Genomic DNA, 17,222 nt, shown 5'->3' with positions numbered 1-17,222 from the left:
GGCCGGTTCCGGAGGGTTGCCGCAGTTGCTCTTCGGAACCTCCTCTGATGCCTAGCCTTATGTTTTACGTGCTGTCGTTTCTCTAATGATGAGTTCCGGTTCAATCTGTATCGTTACATTTCGTTTAGTCGAGTCGTTAATCGCCGCTAATAGCAATTCCACGCCTGCAGCTCCGATTTTGTCCGCGGGTTGCCTGACCGTCGTAAGCATCGGACGGAATTCCGAAGCGAAGATTTGATCGTCGAAGCCGACGAGAGAGAGATCTCGGGGAATTCTGACCCCTTTGTTCAAACAAGCATTAATGACGCCTAGAGCGATATAATCATCCGCGGCGAACACCGCAGGAGGCAGATTGCCGGACTCGATCCACTTCATCGCAATGTCATAGCCCGAGGACATAGCGAACGTTCCCCGTTCGATGCGGAACGGTTCTAATCCGGCATCCTTCAAAGCGGTCAAATAGCCTCGTTCTCTCTCCCTGCTGCTTAGATACGGATCGGGTCCGGCAATGTGCGCGATTTCCGTATGGCCTAGATCGATCAGATGTTTCGTCGCCTCGTATCCGCCCTTGTAATTGTCCACGATAATGGAAGTGACGGAAGGATTTTTACGCGAGTTGTCGATCATAATAAACGGAATTTTCTTTTTCTTAAGCTCCATAACATATTCGTCTTCATCTACCGGAGACAATAAAATGACGCCGTCGACGCGATCCTCCTGAAACAAAGAGCGATGAAACGCATCCTCGTAGCTCTTCGAAATTGACAACGCCAGAAAATAACCGTGCTCCGCGAGCTTATCGTTAACCTCTTTCACGACCGCATCGAAGAAGGAGTCGTGCAGGGTCGTCAAGGTGAGCCCGATGATCCCCGTTTTCCCGCGCGCTAAGCTCCGTGCCGAAGCATTCGGGTGATAATCGAGCTCCTTCATCGCCTGCAGTACTTTTTCCCTATTTTTAGGCCGTACCGAATCTGATTGATTGAGCACGCGCGATACCGTAACCACGGATAATCCTGATTTCTTTGCCACATCGAAGATACTGACTTTCATCGCCTTACGCTCCTGTACGAAATAATAATTTGTAATTAACGTACCATAGTTGGAGCAAATTTTACATGAGCCTGGCGTCGGTAATGTCGCTTGTTAAGCTTCTACTTATTCACGCGGGCAAGCAAGTCCTTGAGCTTCCCTTCGATAACGGGGAGCGCATCCTCTACTTTCTTGTCGCCGTTCTCGACGCTGGCCAATTCGTTAATGAACAACTCGTTGATCTGCGAGTAATTCGAAATGAGATGGTTGTAAGACTCGAAACCGTATTTGTAAGCTCCTTCGAATACTTGCTTGATTTGCTCGGGATCGATGCCCTCGAAGTTATTGTAATATTTCTCCGCGGCCTTCTGGTTAACCGGCGGATTGCCTCCGCTCAGTTCGATCGATTTCTCTTGCACCTCTGCCGTGATCAAATATTTAATCCATTCGAGCGCTTCCTTCGGATGCTTGGAGTCTTTCAGCACGAAGAGCGGATCGACGTATAGGACGCTTCTGACCTTCTCGTTCGGGCCTTGCGGAACCGCGGCTACGCCTACGTTAAAGCTGAAATCGCTCGATGCCGCCAAGCTCCAAGAACCGACGACGGACATCGCGATCTTGCCGGATAGGAACGGATCTCCGAACTGTCCCGATACGGACTTGGAGAAAGCCGGCGTCGGTGATACCTTCTGATCGTAGATTAAGCCATAGATCTTCTTGTACGCTTCGACGACTTCCGGCTTAGTTAACCTAATTTCGGATGGTTTGCCGCCGTTCGTCCATGTATCGTCGGAATAGACGTTCGCGCCGAAATATTGCGGCCTTTGGTCCCTCTCGCCGAAGCCGAAGTCGACGCCGTACTGCGCATCAGCCAAATTTTTGGAGTCCACCGTCATCTTCTTCGCGTAATCGACCATTTTATCGAACGTCCAGCTCTTGTCTTCGTAATCCGTCGGCGGATACTTCAACCCGGCTTTATCGAACAAGTCTTTGTTGTACAGCATGACCGTAACATAGCTGTTAAGCGGAATTCCGTACGTTTTGCCGTCTACCTTGTAGATGTTCATGACATCTTCCGGAATGTCGTAATCGGCTCCGCTAAACCCAGTGAGATAAGGAGTTAGATCCATCAGCATGCCTTTGTTGTAATATTCCATAAAACCGCCATAACCCCAGTGGGAAGTCACGTCCGGAGAGTTCTTCGCGGCGATGGAAGACTGGAGCTTGGAATCGAACTGCTCGTAAGGAGCCTTGGTTACTTTGATCTTGATATTCGGATGTTTGGCTTCGAAATCGGGAATGAGCTTCTCGACGAAAGTCCGGTCCGGCGAATCGATCGTGTAGTGGGTGATCGTAACCGTTTCCCCTTCTTTGCTCTCTTTGCCTTCTTTGCCGCCCCCGCTCGAACACCCCGTTGCGATTAATCCGAACGTCAGCGTCAAGCTTAATGCCAGCTTCCCCTTTTTCATCCTCATGTTATCCCCCTCATTAATGTTGGTACGGAATATGTGAGTGATTACTTGATGCCGGTAAGAACGATACCTTGGACAAAACGCCTCTGCGCAATCGAGAAAAGAACGATGATCGGAAGCACGGACAATAGCGAAGCCGCCATCATTAAGTTCCAAGGCGCTATCCGGAACTTGGAGCTCAGCATCGCCGCCATTCCGATCGGCAAAGTGAAATTTTCTTGCGAATCCAAATAAAGCACGGGCGCAAGCAGATCGTTCCAACTCCAGATGAAGGAGAAGATCGCCACGGTAGCGATTACCGGACCGGACAAGGGAAGCGTCAGGTTCCAGTAAAGCCGGATTTCCTTGCAGCCATCGATTCTTCCGGCGTCATACAACTCGTTCGGAATCGACGTGAAAAACTGCTTCAATAGGAAGATCATATAAGCCGACGCGAAAAAGGAAGGCAAGATAAGCGGTAGTAGAGAATCATGCAAACCGAGCTTCGTGAAGAGCAGAAACTGCGGAATCATGATCGCCGGATAAGGCAGCATCAACGTACTCAGCACGAGTACGAACAGGAACTGACTGCCTTTGGCCTTATAACGGGCAAATCCGAAGGCGACGAACGATGAAGAGAACACCGTGCCGATGACCGTCGCGATCGCCACAATAATGCTGTTCAAGTACTGCCTGCCGAATTTGATTTCCTCGTTAACGAACAATTCCTTGAAATTGTCCCAGGCAAAATGCTTCGGAATGACCGTCGGCGGAAATACGAGCATCTCTTTGGTCGTCTTGAGAGAAGTCGACAACATGAATCCAAGGGGCATAATCATCGCTATCGTAACGATCAACAGAATCAGAAAACCGACGATCGAAGCAAACTCTATTTTCGTCTTTTTCCGTCTGACGGGTTGTTGCTTCGCAAGCGCGACTTCGCTCATCGTTCACGCCCCCCTTCGTAGTAAACGTAACGATTCGACAGCTTCATAATGACGAAGGTGATGACCGTAACCGCGATCAGGAGGATCCACGACATGGCGGAAGCATAACCGTAACGGAAGTTCTTAAACGCGTTGATATAGATGTTGTACACGTAGAACCAAGTCGAATAGTTCGGACCGCCTTGCGTAATCGTATAGGCTTGCGTGAACACTTGGAACGATTCGATCAAACCGATGATCAATTGGAACAGGAACACCGGGGAGATGAGCGGGAACGTCACGTTCCAGAAAGTGCGAAGGCGGCCCGCGCCGTCCAGCTTCGCGGCTTCCAGCAAATGCGCAGGGACCCCCTGCAGCCCCGCCAAGAAAATCAACATTCCGCCTCCCAGACCCCAGAAGGACATGATGATGAGAGCCCACATCGCGTATTTCTCGTCCAGGAACCAATGGATCGGATCGATTCCGAACAGCGATAGTCCATAGTTGAACAGTCCTGCCTGAGGATTGAATACCCAGAACCATAGCAGTGCCATCGATACGCCGGAGATCATGCTCGGAAAATACATCGCCGTCCGGAATATGCCCCGGAACGGAATTTTCTGATTGATCAGCATCGCGAAGACCAAAGATAGGAACAGCGTTAACGGAACGCTAATGAACGTGTACTTCAAAGTGACTTTGACGGAATTCCAAAACTGCTCGTCGTGGAACAACTCGTTGTAGTTGCCGAATCCGATAAATTCGGGCGCATGGATGATGTCATATTCCGTAAAACTGTAGTACAGGGAAGCAAGCACCGGAAATAATGCGAATACAATAAATCCAATCAGCCACGGAGAAATGAAAAAATAGAACCATCTGCCCTCACGGCGGCTTTCCCTCGTTGACTTCACTCCATGATCCCCCTTCATTGACGGGTTGGCGTATAGCGTTGTCACATTTCGAATAAAGTTAAAGCGGTTAAACTTTTGAATTAAAAAAAAGGATTCCTAATCGTCTTCAATAATTATATACAAGCTCACTCCTTAGATATTTTTATTATTCAAAAGTTAAAGCGGTTAAACTTTTGATTTTATTATATTACGAACTGAAAACGCTGACAAGAAGAAATTATGATGTACTTCCGGAGATGCCTATCCTATCTTCCATTGTTGATTAGACCACACCCCTCTGGCGTTCATTGTCGTTTGCCATCGCTTACACTAAAATGATAACAAACGAATGGGAGGGCTTAATCATGTTCGCATCGCATAGGAGAGATCAAATCATAGAGTTGTTGCACCGGGATAAGCAAGTGTTGGTGAAGGATCTGGCGCGGATGTTCAACGTTTCCGAAGGAACGCTGCGAATCGACCTGAGAATACTCGAAGACGAAGGCTTGCTCGAGAGAACTCACGGCGGCGCGGTACCCTTGAGAAACCCGTCTTCCGTCCGGGATTTGCGCGACTACTCTCGGAGCGATCTCAATCATGTAGAAAAGCGGGCGATCGGACAGAAAGCCGCCAATCTCGTCACAACGGGGCAATGCGTAATCTTGGACGCCAGTTCTACCGCGCTGGAGCTTGCTAAAGCGTTGGCCGATCATCATTATTTGACGGTCGTAACGAATGGCTTGGAAGCGGCGATGACCCTGAATCAGAATCCGCGCAACAACGTTATTCTCATCGGAGGCGTGCTGCGGGCGGGCTCGAAGACCGTCGAAGGCGTACTTGGCAAAGACATCCTGGCAGGGATCCATGCGGATCTGTTCTTCACTTCCGCGGAAGGGGTCAGCTTTCAGGAAGGGATGACGGATTTCAGCTTGTACGAGGCGGAATTGAAGAAGCTGATGGCGGGAAACGCCCGCAGAACGGTCGCATTAGCCGATCACACCAAGCTCGGACGAAGATCGATTGCGACTTCCGTACCGTTTAACGATATCCATACGTTGATCACCGACAACCAAGCGGATAAGGATTTCCTTAAGCAGATCAAAGGCACGGAAGTGCTGATCGCCGATTGAATAACGCAACAAACGAACGTTCATTCGTAAACGAATATAAACGCAAGCATACGCATTCAATTATTGACAAACACTCGCATCCGAATGGACAATTAATAGCAAGGATTGTGAGTTCAGGAGGAATGCATCCATGCAACCAGACACCATTGACGGCTTCATTATTGATTTGGATGGTACGATATACCGGGGAGCAACGGCGATTGAAGGCGCTCGCGAGGCACTTGAATATATCCGCGCTCGCGGCCACAGGGTCGTATTCCTAACGAATCGGGGAAACTACTCCCGAAGAATGTGTAAAGATAAGCTTAACGCCATGGGCATCGCCGCTTCCGAGGAGGAAATCATTCTTACTTCCACCGTCACGGCCGCTTATTTGCTGAACGCCGCGCCGGACTGTAAATGTTGGTTGCTCGGGGATGAAGGCCTGCGCGAGGAGTTGTCCACCTGCGGCGTTGGGCTTGCGGCCAAACCCGAAGAGGCGGATTGGCTAGTCATCACGCTGCACGAGAAGCTGACTTACGCGGATTTGAATTCGGCTTTCCGCGCCGTTCGCCATGGCGCGAAGATCATCGCCACGAATGAGGACAAAACGTTCCCGGGAGACGACGGAGACGCGATCGACGTGGCCGGAATGATCGGAGCCATCGTGCATGCAACGGGACAGGAAGTGTCCGTCGTCATTGGCAAACCATCCGCATACATGTCGGATGCGGCCTTACGGGCTTTGCAACTCCCTCCCGAGCGCTGTCTTGTCATCGGGGACAGCCTGAACTCCGACATCCGGCTTGGCAAGCAAGCCGGCATTCGTACCGCGCTCGTGCTGAGCGGTTCGACCACGCGCGCGGTAGCGGAAGCTTCCGAGATCCAGCCGGATTATATTTGGGAATCGATAGCGGATCTTCAACAATCAAACGCAATCAGGGAGGCATGAAAGATGTCATTCAACGGACCTGTCCGGATTGAACCGGGGGCCATCCAAGCCGTCGTTCCTTATCTGAAGGAAAACGGTTATCGCCATATAGCCATCGTAGCGGATGACCGCACTTATGAAATAGCAGGCCGAACGATCGAAAACGCCGCCACGTCAGCCGAAATAAGCGTTCGAACCACTCTTATCCAGCCGGATCGGCAAGGTGACGTTATCGCGGACGAGGCCTCCCTCATTCAGTTGATTCTCGATCTTCGCCAGGCAGCCTCGGAGATCGTCATCGCCGTAGGTTCCGGTACGCTCCACGATATCGCCAGATTTTCGGCCTACGCGGTCGGCATCCCATTCGTATCGGTTCCTACTGCGCCTTCCGTAGACGGATTCAACTCCGTTGGCGCTCCGTTAATTATCCGGGGAGAGAAGAAGACGATAGGCGCGATAGGCCCTTCCGCGATCTTCGCGGATTTGGACATCCTCACGAAGGCTCCAAGCGAGATGATCGCGGCCGGATTTGGCGATATGCTAGGCAAATACACTTCCTTGTTCGACTGGAAGTTTGGCAGTCTTGCAGGCGGGGAACCTTATTCCGAGGAAGTCGCGGATCGCACGAAGCGCGCCTTGCAACTATGCGTCGACCACTGCGACGAAATCGGCAGCAGAAGCGAGCGCGGCATCGAAATTTTGACTCGCGCGTTGATCGAATCGGGATTCGCTATGCTGCAATTCGGCCAATCGCATCCCGCTTCCGGCGCGGAGCACCACCTGTCCCACTATTGGGAGATGGAGCTGCTGCGTTCCGGACGGAGACAGGTGCTGCACGGAGCCAAAGTCGGCATCGCTTGCGGAGTCATATCCGACCTCTATCATCGTTTGGCTGCAGACGAGCCTTCTTTGTTCCCCGACGAACACCGAGACTCTATCTTGGAAGCGATCCGGGACATTCCGAGCGGCAATCAGCTTCGCGAGCTGCTGACGAAGGTTGGAGGCCCGACCGAGCCCGATCAGTTAGGCATCGATTCGGAACTTCTGAAGAGCAGCCTGCGGGAAGCCCACCACATCCGTCCGAATCGATTTACCTTGCTCAAAGCTTATAACGAACGGAAATAGCAGCGCCCCATCGAATTAAAAAAAGCCGTCCCGCAAGCCAACAACTCGACTTGGCTTAGGGGACGGCATTTTATTCGAATTAGCTTGCCTGCAAACGGCGGATTCTCTCTTCTAAATCCGGATGAGTCGAGAACAACGCGCTGCGTTTCTTGCCGCTGATCTGCAACGTAGAGATAGCGGTTTGTTGGCTGTCTCTCATTCTGTCTTGGTAAGCTTGCAGCCCGCGCAAAGCGTGGATCATCTTGTCTTTACCCGCCAAGTGAGCTCCGCCGGCATCCGCATGGAACTCACGATATCTCGAGTAGGCCAGGACGACCATGCTGCCGAGAATGGAGAATACGATCTGGAAAATGATAACGGCGATAAAATGGACGATCGGCGCAAGCTCGTCTTTAACGAATCGGGATACTGCCCAAGCAGCGATACGGGACAGGAATACGACGAATGTATTCACTACGCCTTGCAGCAGCGTCATCGTCACCATGTCTCCGTTCACGACGTGCGCGACTTCATGGGCGATAATCGCTTCGACCGCGTCTACATCCAACTCGTTCAGCAATCCGGTAGATACGGCGACGAGCGAACGTTTCTTCGAAGGTCCCGTAGCGAAAGCATTTACTTCGTGGGAATCGTAAATCCCGACTTCCGGCATGTGCATTAAGCCTGCCGCGCGGGACAGGCGGTGAACCATCTCAACAACCTGACGCTCGCCCTGCGAGAGATGGTCGTTCGGATTCAGGACGCGGACGCCCATCATCCACTTGGCCATCATACGGGACATGGCAAGCGAGATGAATGCCCCCGTAAAACCAACGATCGCGCTGAAAATGAGCAACGAGCCCATATCGATACCGCCGGACTCATTGAGATACGAGCCTACTCCGAAGACGGAAAGGATAATGCCGATGGTCAGCATGACCAATAAGTTCGTTAAGATAAACAATAAAATACGTTTCATTGTTTCCTCCTAAATTTCAGTAGAGTAGAATACTTTTTCTTCCTGATACTAGTTTAACTTGATTTCTCTATAGAATCTACGGTGAGGATGGCCTTTACGTTTCAGTAAATTTACGGAAACCGTAAAAAAAGGACAAGCGCGAGTGCCTGTCCTTCCCCTTGCTTCACATATTCACCGTGTTCTACAGCCGATTGAACCCTTCTTCGCTCAAGTACTCCCGGGCTTCCTCATAGGACTCGAAAGCCATTTCGAGATTGAGGCCCGAGAAGATGTACCACATATCGTCCTCGAATTTGAGAACCAGAATATTCCGATCCGAATCGAACCACTTCTCCTCTTGCCCTTCCTCCCATGAAGAATCCCCGGTTAAGGATTGAATCGACTGTTCGACGAGGGAACGAAGCTCCTCCGCGCTATAGTCGCGTACGTTTACGAAGCCTTTATCATCCGTATCGACCCCTTCAATCTCCCCCGCGAAAATATACCCGTTGCCGTTCGGGTGAAAATGGAAGCCGACGTTCTTCTTCTCGATCACGCTTCGCTCATAATGAAAATTCACGCGACCTAGGGATACGTCTCTCCGCTCCAATTGAGGAAAAGATTCCATAATCGCGAGCTTTTCTTGAAAACTTAACATAAGTTCATCCGCCTCGCTGTCTATTGTTTATTCCGCTTTATGTCCGGCTGTCGTGCCGTTATCCATGCCTAGTTGTTCCCCCATGTCGGGATGCGGTTGCGGCAAACTTCTCGTGTCACGCGTAAAGCGCGATTCGATCTTCTTGCTTACCCACAGCGATGCGCCTACGAACAACACCACGTAGATGAGCTCGAACGGACGCTCGATAAAACGGCCGAAATCATGTCCGATAATCGATACGGACATGACCATGATCGCTTTCCCGAACACGATCGCGATGAAGAACGATCGCAGCCGCATCTGCGCGATGGCCGCAGCCATGTTAATGACTACGAAGGGCCCGACCGGGAAGAGGCTGAGCAGGAACACATAACTGAATGCATTGCGCCGAACCCATACTAGGCTTTTCTGCACCTTCGGTTTCTTCGCCCAACGCAAAAAGTAGGGATGCCCGGCTACTTTCCGGACAACGATGAACGTAACAAGGCAACCGCTCACGATTCCTAACCAGGAATAGAGGAAGCCGAGCCATAAGCCATATACCGCCGCGTTCACACCAACGATAAGTATCGTCGGCAACGGGGGCACGAATGACTTCATGAACGTCAAGGCAATGCCGGGGAAAGGGCCGAAAGCCCGATATTGTTCCAATAGACTTTTCAGATTGTCCTCTGTCACGTTGGACAGAATGTCCGATATACTCATCTTTTACGCATGCACCTATTCCTGCTTATTGGGAGACTTTCTTTTATGTAACTCATTATAGCATTTGTTCGGGCTCAGTTCTCACGTATGTCTAATTTCAATGAGCAATAAGGATTTATCGTTATTACTTAGGTTTCCCTATTGTAAGGGAAATGAAGGCACTTTTTTGGCCTTCGTGCTTCAAGCGAGGCGGTTGCGGCAGCAGTAACGATTTACAGAATTAAAAAAAGCGGCTGGCAAAAGAGAAAAACGCTCTCTTCCGCCACCGCTTTATCTTCGCTATCTCATTAACGAATCCTTCGCTAACTGTCCCTGCAACTCCTCCAGATAACTTCTGGAGCTCAGGATATCGCTTTCGTTTACCGCCTCCATAATAAGCGGCGCGCCCGGATTAACCTGTTCTAATCTTTGCAGGTATAATTCATAATTCATTTGCCCCGCGCCGGGAGCCACCGTAACAATCTGTCCATTCGACATGAGGATGCGGTCTTTTGCGTGACAAGCTACGATCCGATCGCCCAGCAACCGGAACGCTTCTTCAATCACTTCATTCTGAGCCCCCATATTAGCCGAAGTAAGCAAATTCCCGGGATCTAATACAACGCCGAAACTGGAGGAAGTAACCTCATCCAGCATCCGCTTCAGAACAACCGGCGTATCGATGAGATGTCCGTTAGCGGGTTCCAATCCGATGCGAACTCCCCATTTGTCCGCCTCTTCGGCCAATTGTTCAAGCGTGCTCCGCAATATTTTCCACTCTTCCTCGCTTGGCGTCCCGTTCCATGGCCCCCCTGTTTCCGCCGCCACGATGGTGCAGCCGAAATGCCGGGCATGACGCAGCAGCTCTTTGAACCGTTCCCTATTCAAGCGCAACTGCTCTTCGTCCCGATCGAACAGGTGCAAGTAACATCCCAATACCGACACCGTCGCTCCGCGCTTATCGAACGCTTCGCCTATAGATTGAGCTAAGCCAGGGCTTAGCTGCCCCGGCTTGCTGAAATCGAAATCGCTGATCGCCTTCCACAAGGCGAGCTGCACATGACGAAACCCGTTCGCCGCTACTTTGGCCGCCAGCTGCTCATAGGGCAAATAGCCAAGCAGATGAGCCAGAATGCCGATGTTCATCCGATCAACGCCCCGTTTCTAACGAGTCCAGATCATTCATTGCTACGCACGCCATGACGAAAGCGCCTACCCCGTGAAGATCGTTACTGCTGGTCGGCCGCGTCACATAATTCTCGTAATCCCCGGCGGACGTTCCGATGCAAATGTCCGGAACAATAATGCCGTCCTTATCGTCGAACTTCAGCCTGCCGATCAAGCCTCTGTATCCTCTATTCGCCGCATCAAGGCAATCCTGTTCCACGACGCCTTGTTTGATTGCCTTCGCTATCGTATACACGAACAAACTCGTACAAGAAGTTTCTAGCCAATTATCCGCAAGATGCCCCTTATCGACCACTTGGTACCATAGTCCGCTTTCTTGATCCTGATAACGGATAAGCGCATGGACGAACTCCCTTTGCACTTCCACCAACTCGGAGCGTTCGGCACTTTCAGGCGGCAACAAGTCCAGAAACTCCGCCAAGGCAAGCCCGTACCAACCGAGCGATCTGCCCCACAATTCCGGCGAACAGCCCGTCTCGGCATCCGCCCAAGGCATTCTCCGCATCTCGTCCCACGCATGATATAACAGTCCCGTACGCTCATCCTTCATATATTTACGCATCAACCGCTCCTGTTGCAGCGCTAGGTCGATTAAGCTGTTGTCACCATACGCGGCTGCATATTTCAAAGCGAAGACGCCGCCCATGTATAGCCCATCTAGCCACATTTGTCCGGGATACTTGTCTTTATGCCAGAAACCGCCCTCGGAAGTTCGATTTAACGTGTTAAACAGCGATCTTAATTTGTCGGCCGCTATCCGGTACTTGCTCTTCCCCGTGAGCTTGTCGAGTCGAAACAACAGCAACCCCGCTTGTACCGCATCCAATTCATCCCGCGCAAAATAAAAGTTGCCGTACTCATCCACCAAGTCATCCACGTAATCTTGAATATATCGCACGTAGCGTGAATCGCCCCCCGCTTCCGACAACAGTTCCATTCCGCACAGGAACACGCCCTGATGATAATGCCACCTATGGGCAGGAGGAAGCTCCCCCGCTGCGTAATTATCCATCAGAGTGTCGCAAGCTGCCGCTGCCCACTCTAGAGGCGTTCGCGAGATTTTATGCGCGTTTTGCATGTTTTCCTCTCCCCTCTCTGTACTTACCCCTTGATTGAACCTAACAATGCCCCTTTAGCAAAATGCTTCTGCAAGAACGGATAAACGATCATAATCGGAATCGTCGCGACCACGATAACGGCCATCTTCACCGTCTGATCCGGTGGCGGGACTTCCCCGTCTAGACTGGCACCGTGATCAATGCCGCTGGCCAACACGACGATCTGCCTCAACAACACTTGAATAGGCCACTTGTAGCTGCTGTCCAGGTAAAGAATAGCATTCAAGTACGTATTCCAGTAAGTTACGGCGTAGAACAGGGAGATCGTTGCAAGCACGGGCATGGAGAGCGGAAGCACGATCCGGAAGAAAATCCCGAAGTCGTTACACCCGTCGATTTTGGCCGACTCTTCCAGCCCCTCCGGTATGTTCTGAAAGAAGTTCTTAAGAATGATCAAATTAAATGCACTGATCGCGATAGGTAGGATTAGAGCCGCATAACTATCGATCAGATTTAATTCTTTAACGACTAGGAAGGTCGGAATAAGACCTCCGTTGAACAGCATCGTAAAGACGACGCCGAACATCACAACCTTCCTTCCGTCCAAATCCTTGCGAGACAAGCCGTAGGCCATCATCGAGGAGATGAAAATACTGAACAACGTTCCGACCAACGTAACAATAACAGAGACCAACATCGCCCTGAATATGGTGTTGGTGGAGAAGATAAACCGATAAGCATCCAAACTCCAGATCTTCGGTATGATGACGAACTTATTGACTGCCAACTCGGCGCTCGTGGTGAACGAGCCTCCAAGCACGTGAATGAAAGGCAGGAACGATACCAGAGCAAAAATGAGCAGTATCGAATAGATGAAAAAAGAGAATATTCTCCCGCCTAACGTACGATCCTCTACCATCTCTTGTCCTCCTCCTGCCTATTAATAAACGCCGTCTTCTCCCATTTTACGAGCAAGCCGATTGGCGCCCATGACCAGAACGAGTCCGATGAAGGATTTGAAAAATCCGATCGCCGCGCTATAGCTAAATTGACCTTGCCTTAAACCTGCCGTGAACACATAAGTGTCGATAATTTCGGCCACTTCGCGGTTCATCGAATTGAGAAGCAAATATACATGCTCGAATCCCAGCTCCAACACGTCGCCGATTTTCAGGATTAATAGCACGATAATAACGCTTCGGATAGCCGGCAGCGTAATATTCCAGATTTGTCGAAAGCGACCTGCGCCGTCCATACGGGCAGCTTCATACTGTTCAACGTCTATAGAGGCAATTGCCGCCAAATAAATAATCGTACCCCATCCTGCTTCGCGCCAGATGACCTGAATAATGTACGTCGGCCTGAACCAATCGATGTTGAGCAGGAAATTGATTTTCTCAAACCCTAAATAAGCGATTATCTCGTTAATGATCCCGCCATCCTCCGTCAACATAACGAAGCTAATGGATGCGATGATGACCCACGACATGAAATGGGGAATGTAGATTAGAGTTTGCACTGTTTTCTTAAATATCGATATCCGAACTTCATTGAGCAGTAGAGCCAGAATGATTGGAACCGGGAAGAAAAAGAGCAAGTTCATACCGAACAAAATCAACGTATTGCTTAAAATTTGGAAGAAATCAGGTTCCGTGAACAAACGCTCGAAGTGTTTAAATCCTACCCATTCACTGCCGGCGATGCCTTTGAAAGGTTTGAAATCCTGAAACGAAATGATCAGTCCATACATGGGCGCATATTTGAAGATCAAGAAATACAATAAACCAGGAAAAATCATGACATATAGCCACTTATTCCTCTTCAAACGCCTGCTTAATTCACTGCCTTGCGACTTGCGAACCGGAGACGGCAACGATACTTCCCCTTGTCGAACGCCCACTTCCTGCATAACATGCATCCTTTCTCGCAATAGTCGAAGTTGGAAGATGGAAGGGCTCCCCCGTCCCTATGGACGGGGACGAGCCGCTAGTACAACCCAATCAGTTCATCGGGTCAGTCCGTCACTTCTTAGCTGCTGCATTAATTTCATCGATGATTTTTTGTCCGCCACGCGACTTCCAGTTGTCGACCATCTTCTTAAAGCCTGCCACGTCGATACTGCCGTAAATGTACTTGTATGTCGCATCTTTAATGATATCTTGCAATTGAACGCCTTGAGCCGTATAGGTCGGGGAATCCAATGCCGCAGCCGGATCGGCGATGGCGATCTTCGCATTCTCGATAGTGAATTCCTCTGCGTGAATTCTAGCTTCCAACGTATGGTAAGGCTCCAACTGGCCGTTCGTTTCCGGCTCTCCGATCAAGCTATCTTTGAAACCTTTGACTTCACGCTCGATTTTATCCTTGTTGTCCGTCTCTTTCGCTTTGCCGTCTACTACCTCATAGTGGACACCTTCAATGCCCCAGAAAAGCGTGTTCGCTACTTCAGGAGTCATCACTTTGTCGTAGAAAGCCAAAATTTTCTTCAGTTCCGCTTCATCTTTGACCGCCGATTTCGGGAATACCAAGACGTTGTTATAACCAGGGATCGACCATGAAGTCGCTTGACCGCTCGGTCCTTTGATAAGGGCAAGCGTATCTACTACCGCATCGGGTACGTTCTTGACCAGGTCTTTTTGCAACGCATTCACGTCTGACATGGCGCCGATATACATCCCAGCATTACCACTCGTGAATAGGCTTACTTGATCGGTTTTGCTCGTTGCCGCGAAGTCTTTGTTCATGAAGCCGCCGTCGCGGAATTTTTTCAAATAGTCCATGGAATCGATATATTCCTGGAACATGAATTCCGGTAGCAGTTGGCCGTCTTGTTCGCCCCAGTTGTTCGGAGTGCCGAACCAGGAAGCGACCGTCTTGAAGGCTCCATAGACAAGATCGTTGCGATCCGCGAGTCCGACCGTGTTCGCTTTTTTGTCTCCGTCCGGATCATTCAATGTAAACTGCTTAGCCATTTCCAGTAGCTCATCTACGGTTTCAGGAGCTTTTAAGCCAAGCTTATCCGCCCAGTCTTTCCGGTAGATGATCCCTTGGCGGGCGAGCGGTCGTCCAATGTACAGCGTGTACAGCTTGCCGTCTACTTTTGTATTGTTAAGCGTAAATTCTTTCAGCTTGCTTAGGTTTTTAAATTCACTTAGGTAAGGTCCGATTTCCCAGAACTGACCGTCCCTGATTGCATCCTTCAAGAGCAGGAACGTAGCTTGGTTTTTCAAGTACGTGACTTGCGGCAATGAACCTGTGGCGAACGAAGCGTTTAACTTCTCTTCATAAGTATCCGCAGGGAAGAATTGATAAGTCAGCTCTGTATTCGTTAATCTTTCGATTTCCTTCTTCACCGTATCCGGTGGGGTTTCAGCAATGTTAAGAGGAAGCATGATCGTAATTTTCGTCGGTCCTTCCGACTCCGGCGCTTTCGATTCCGCAGCCTTGGATTCGCTTGGGCTGCTACTCGAGGATGCCGCTGGCTTTTCCTTATCCTTGCTTGCGCATCCCGCAAGCACTGAGCTAATTACCAATACCAAGCTAAGCAGGACCGATACGCTTTTTCTCTTCATACCGCTATGACCTCCAAAAGGGATTGTGTGATACAACTTCGACTTTAGAGGCCGCCCGAAATTACGTATACAATCATTTGCTCACTTTGCCCTACTCCGATCAGGTATCTAACATAATGATTACTTTGCGAGAAGATGACACTGCGGTCCAAAATAAAGAAGGCCCATGCGCATTTCGCATGGACCTTCTCTATTTCTATGACGTTATCATTGACGACTACTCGGAAACGGTTATCCGCAATTCCTCTTCCTTGTCGGACTTATAGTCGTGTTTCGTATAGACAAGTTCGGAATCGCTCGACCATTTCTCTGGATAATAATCCGAGTGATCGTCGGCTGGAATCAACACACGTTCCGTGAAATCGGACAAATCCATTACCCATAGCTCCACCGTTTCACCGACTTCGTAGCCGCTCTTCTCCTCCGAACTTATTCCGCTCGTTCGCGCGTACACGGCCCGCTTTGAATTCGGTGAAATCAAAGCCTCGTTCACATAGCTGAAATATTGGCTCAACGTCCCCGAGGCTACTTGATAGAGTTGTCCGCCCCTTAAGACGCTTGTACCCGAATCGAGCAACAAAAACTTCGAATCGGAAGACCATTCGAAATAATAAGTGTCCGGTTCTCCGGGAATTTCGACCGCGGATTCGTCGCCTACTTTCCAAACGTAAGCTTTGGATTCATATTCGTTTCCTTGGCAGTACGCAACGGTTCGATAGTCCGGCGACCACTCGATGTTATAAACATTCTCTTGGGCATACAACTTGAGTTCCAACCCATTCATTTGCTTTAGTTGCGCCGGATCGACGGGATTGCCAAGCGGCGCCTCCTTAGCTGCAGGATAGGTCGCGGAATCAAACGCGTTGTAATAGACGACCTGACCGTCCTCTCCGTTCACGTATACGTCCCCGGTTGCGTAATCGTAATAACGATAGTCGCGGGCATAATTATCCGAAGGCCACGGCGTATAATAAATGAACCGCTTGCTATCCGACAACTCCCCGTCGTACGCACCCCTGGTAAAACCCTCGACCTGGCGAATGAGTGCCAGAACCGGATAAGGCGTCGGCTTGTCGCCTTTTTTCAACTCTCCCAATGCCTTTTCCTTGCTCTCCTCGCTCGAAGCTGCATTCTCCGACGGGGAGGGTCCTTTGCTTGTCTCAACCGCGGCCGCCAAGGAGGATGGTGGCGTTGACGCCAAGCTTGACGAGGACGCCGAGACTTCCATATCGGTCTTATCCGATCCTCCGCACCCTATTAATGTAAATAACAAAGTTACAATGATGCATAAATAAATCGCGCGTTTCAACTCCATTCACTCCCAGCCCAAAATATCCTATATTCTTACAATCATACCATATGAGTTTTTTAAACCTAACTCCCTTATTCAATATCCCACCCCACAAATAAGTGGAAATATACAGTTAAATGCAATGAAATCATCAATTTATTTAATATAGATGGAAATGTACAGTTAATTCCCTCCGCCAATCCAGAATAAAGCCTACTTAGTCCGAAATAGATGAACTTTTCCCGTTATTCCTTTGAATTCGTTGCGGAGGATGTAGGTAACTGTAGAAATCCATTTATTTCGTATAGGGTCAGAATTGAAGATGTGAAAACGAGCGATTCTAACCTTTCTGTCCGATTTCACAAAATAA

General features: G+C 49.9%; 16 protein-coding genes. 3 read left to right on the top strand and 13 right to left on the bottom strand.

All coding sequences use genetic code 11. The annotated features are described in order from the left end of the window. Positions 1 to 57: 57 nt before the first annotated feature. From L3D05_RS09090 to L3D05_RS09075, 4 genes are all read right to left on the bottom strand, one after another. Positions 58 to 1,050, bottom strand: coding sequence for a LacI family DNA-binding transcriptional regulator (locus tag L3D05_RS09090; protein ID WP_239615713.1), 993 nt, complete (start codon positions 1,048 to 1,050; stop codon positions 58 to 60). A gap of 101 nt (positions 1,051 to 1,151) precedes the next feature. Continuing rightward, positions 1,152 to 2,504 carry an ABC transporter substrate-binding protein gene (locus L3D05_RS09085; RefSeq protein WP_239615712.1) on the bottom strand — a complete coding sequence of 451 codons (1,353 nt, stop codon included), beginning with the start codon at positions 2,502 to 2,504 and terminating at the stop codon, positions 1,152 to 1,154. Between the two features lie 41 nt (positions 2,505 to 2,545). Further along, entirely contained in the window at positions 2,546 to 3,427 is an 882-nt protein-coding gene (locus L3D05_RS09080; protein ID WP_239615711.1) for a carbohydrate ABC transporter permease, read from the bottom strand. Next, entirely contained in the window at positions 3,424 to 4,320 is an 897-nt protein-coding gene (locus L3D05_RS09075) for a carbohydrate ABC transporter permease (protein WP_239615710.1), read from the bottom strand. Before L3D05_RS09075 ends, L3D05_RS09080 begins: the two co-directional genes overlap by 4 nt. Positions 4,321 to 4,664: 344 nt before the next feature. On the opposite strand from L3D05_RS09075, the gene L3D05_RS09070 reads away from it, so the two are divergent. The 3 genes from L3D05_RS09070 to L3D05_RS09060 all read left to right on the top strand — a co-directional run bounded on the left by L3D05_RS09070 (position 4,665) and on the right by L3D05_RS09060 (position 7,464). Next, positions 4,665 to 5,429 carry a DeoR/GlpR family DNA-binding transcription regulator gene (locus L3D05_RS09070; protein ID WP_239615709.1) on the top strand — a complete coding sequence of 255 codons (765 nt, stop codon included), beginning with the start codon at positions 4,665 to 4,667 and terminating at the stop codon, positions 5,427 to 5,429. A 130-nt stretch (positions 5,430 to 5,559) separates the two neighbouring features. Further along, on the top strand, positions 5,560 to 6,360 hold the full coding sequence (locus tag L3D05_RS09065; RefSeq protein WP_239615708.1) for an HAD-IIA family hydrolase: 801 nt from the start codon (positions 5,560 to 5,562) through the stop codon (positions 6,358 to 6,360). Between the two features lie 3 nt (positions 6,361 to 6,363). Next, a complete protein-coding gene (locus L3D05_RS09060) occupies positions 6,364 to 7,464 on the top strand; it encodes a sn-glycerol-1-phosphate dehydrogenase (RefSeq protein WP_239615707.1) in 1,101 nt (366 codons plus the stop codon). Between the two features lie 79 nt (positions 7,465 to 7,543). Here the strand turns inward: L3D05_RS09060 and htpX are convergent, their stop codons facing one another. The 9 genes from htpX to L3D05_RS09015 all read right to left on the bottom strand — a co-directional run bounded on the left by htpX (position 7,544) and on the right by L3D05_RS09015 (position 16,870). Beyond that, positions 7,544 to 8,422 carry a protease HtpX gene (htpX, locus tag L3D05_RS09055; protein ID WP_239615706.1) on the bottom strand — a complete coding sequence of 293 codons (879 nt, stop codon included), beginning with the start codon at positions 8,420 to 8,422 and terminating at the stop codon, positions 7,544 to 7,546. A 181-nt stretch (positions 8,423 to 8,603) separates the two neighbouring features. Continuing rightward, the gene (locus L3D05_RS09050) at positions 8,604 to 9,059 is read right to left on the bottom strand and encodes a hypothetical protein (protein ID WP_239615705.1); all 456 of its coding nucleotides are present in this window, start codon (positions 9,057 to 9,059) and stop codon (positions 8,604 to 8,606) included. 27 nt (positions 9,060 to 9,086) lie between these two features. Then, complete coding sequence (locus tag L3D05_RS09045; protein WP_239615704.1) at positions 9,087 to 9,764, bottom strand: TVP38/TMEM64 family protein; 678 nt, start codon at positions 9,762 to 9,764, stop codon at positions 9,087 to 9,089. Between the two features lie 279 nt (positions 9,765 to 10,043). Then, complete coding sequence (locus tag L3D05_RS09040; RefSeq protein WP_239615703.1) at positions 10,044 to 10,889, bottom strand: sugar phosphate isomerase/epimerase family protein; 846 nt, start codon at positions 10,887 to 10,889, stop codon at positions 10,044 to 10,046. Positions 10,890 to 10,893: 4 nt separating this feature from the next. Continuing rightward, positions 10,894 to 12,009, bottom strand: a complete 1,116-nt coding sequence (locus tag L3D05_RS09035; RefSeq protein ID WP_239615702.1) for a glycoside hydrolase family 88/105 protein — start codon at positions 12,007 to 12,009, stop codon at positions 10,894 to 10,896. A gap of 23 nt (positions 12,010 to 12,032) precedes the next feature. Continuing rightward, positions 12,033 to 12,908 carry a carbohydrate ABC transporter permease gene (locus L3D05_RS09030; RefSeq protein WP_239615701.1) on the bottom strand — a complete coding sequence of 292 codons (876 nt, stop codon included), beginning with the start codon at positions 12,906 to 12,908 and terminating at the stop codon, positions 12,033 to 12,035. 21 nt (positions 12,909 to 12,929) lie between these two features. Then, positions 12,930 to 13,898 carry an ABC transporter permease gene (locus L3D05_RS09025; RefSeq protein ID WP_239615700.1) on the bottom strand — a complete coding sequence of 323 codons (969 nt, stop codon included), beginning with the start codon at positions 13,896 to 13,898 and terminating at the stop codon, positions 12,930 to 12,932. Between the two features lie 112 nt (positions 13,899 to 14,010). After that, complete coding sequence (locus L3D05_RS09020) at positions 14,011 to 15,561, bottom strand: extracellular solute-binding protein (protein WP_239615699.1); 1,551 nt, start codon at positions 15,559 to 15,561, stop codon at positions 14,011 to 14,013. A 217-nt stretch (positions 15,562 to 15,778) separates the two neighbouring features. Then, positions 15,779 to 16,870 carry a TolB-like translocation protein gene (locus L3D05_RS09015; RefSeq protein ID WP_239615698.1) on the bottom strand — a complete coding sequence of 364 codons (1,092 nt, stop codon included), beginning with the start codon at positions 16,868 to 16,870 and terminating at the stop codon, positions 15,779 to 15,781. Between the last annotated feature and the right edge of the window lie 352 nt (positions 16,871 to 17,222).

Source organism: Cohnella mopanensis (assembly GCF_022352055.1).
Taxonomy (GTDB): domain Bacteria; phylum Bacillota; class Bacilli; order Paenibacillales; family Paenibacillaceae; genus Cohnella; species Cohnella mopanensis.
Note: the sequence above shows the minus strand (reverse complement) of the source record. Positions and strands in the feature narration are given on the sequence as shown.

Bases quoted from the DNA above. Each gene is read 5' to 3' on its own strand.
- L3D05_RS09090 (WP_239615713.1), bottom strand. From the start codon at position 1,050: ATGAAAGTCAGTATCTTCGATGTGGCAAAGAAATCAGGATTATCCGTG.
- L3D05_RS09085 (WP_239615712.1), bottom strand. From the start codon at position 2,504: ATGAGGATGAAAAAGGGGAAGCTGGCATTAAGCTTGACGCTGACGTTC.
- L3D05_RS09080 (WP_239615711.1), bottom strand. From the start codon at position 3,427: ATGAGCGAAGTCGCGCTTGCGAAGCAACAACCCGTCAGACGGAAAAAG.
- L3D05_RS09070 (WP_239615709.1), top strand. From the start codon at position 4,665: ATGTTCGCATCGCATAGGAGAGATCAAATCATAGAGTTGTTGCACCGG.
- L3D05_RS09065 (WP_239615708.1), top strand. From the start codon at position 5,560: ATGCAACCAGACACCATTGACGGCTTCATTATTGATTTGGATGGTACG.
- L3D05_RS09060 (WP_239615707.1), top strand. From the start codon at position 6,364: ATGTCATTCAACGGACCTGTCCGGATTGAACCGGGGGCCATCCAAGCC.
- htpX (WP_239615706.1), bottom strand. From the start codon at position 8,422: ATGAAACGTATTTTATTGTTTATCTTAACGAACTTATTGGTCATGCTG.
- L3D05_RS09050 (WP_239615705.1), bottom strand. From the start codon at position 9,059: ATGTTAAGTTTTCAAGAAAAGCTCGCGATTATGGAATCTTTTCCTCAA.
- L3D05_RS09045 (WP_239615704.1), bottom strand. From the start codon at position 9,764: ATGAGTATATCGGACATTCTGTCCAACGTGACAGAGGACAATCTGAAA.
- L3D05_RS09040 (WP_239615703.1), bottom strand. From the start codon at position 10,889: ATGAACATCGGCATTCTGGCTCATCTGCTTGGCTATTTGCCCTATGAG.
- L3D05_RS09035 (WP_239615702.1), bottom strand. From the start codon at position 12,009: ATGCAAAACGCGCATAAAATCTCGCGAACGCCTCTAGAGTGGGCAGCG.
- L3D05_RS09030 (WP_239615701.1), bottom strand. From the start codon at position 12,908: ATGGTAGAGGATCGTACGTTAGGCGGGAGAATATTCTCTTTTTTCATC.
- L3D05_RS09025 (WP_239615700.1), bottom strand. From the start codon at position 13,898: ATGCAGGAAGTGGGCGTTCGACAAGGGGAAGTATCGTTGCCGTCTCCG.
- L3D05_RS09020 (WP_239615699.1), bottom strand. From the start codon at position 15,561: ATGAAGAGAAAAAGCGTATCGGTCCTGCTTAGCTTGGTATTGGTAATT.